This is a genomic window from Phormidium sp. CCY1219 (genome assembly GCF_055795085.1).
Map to the genome: position 1 here is coordinate 1 of NZ_JAYFEQ010000279.1, position 357 is coordinate 357.

Annotated in this window: 1 protein-coding gene; it reads right to left on the bottom strand. The window is 58.0% G+C overall.

The window, feature by feature from the left end; translation table 11 throughout:
- A partial coding sequence (locus AC0QH1_RS04115; RefSeq protein ID WP_442957276.1) for a WD40 repeat domain-containing protein occupies positions 1 to 339 on the bottom strand: 339 nt, incomplete at its 3' end.
- Positions 340 to 357 lie beyond the last annotated feature (18 nt).

Consider the following 357-nt stretch of genomic DNA (forward strand, 5'->3'; position numbering starts at 1 on the left):
GGATGCCGAGACGGCTCGTTTCCCGTCGGGGGTAATGGCTACTGCATTTACCCACGCACTATGCCCTCTGAGGGTGGTGAGTTCCCTCCCCGTCTGCAAATCCCACAGTTTCAGGGTTTCATCCGACGATGCCGAGACCGCTCGTTTCCCGTCCGGGGTGATAGCCACTGCTCTTACCGTCTTACTACGCCCGGTAAAGGTGGTGAGTTCCGTCCCCGTCTCCAAATCCCACAGTTTCAGGGTTTCATCCGACGATGCCGAGACCGCTCGTTTCCCGTCGGGAGTGATAGCTACTGCATTTACATCGTCACTATGCCCGGTGAGGGTGGCCAGTTCCATCCCGGTCTCCAAATCCCA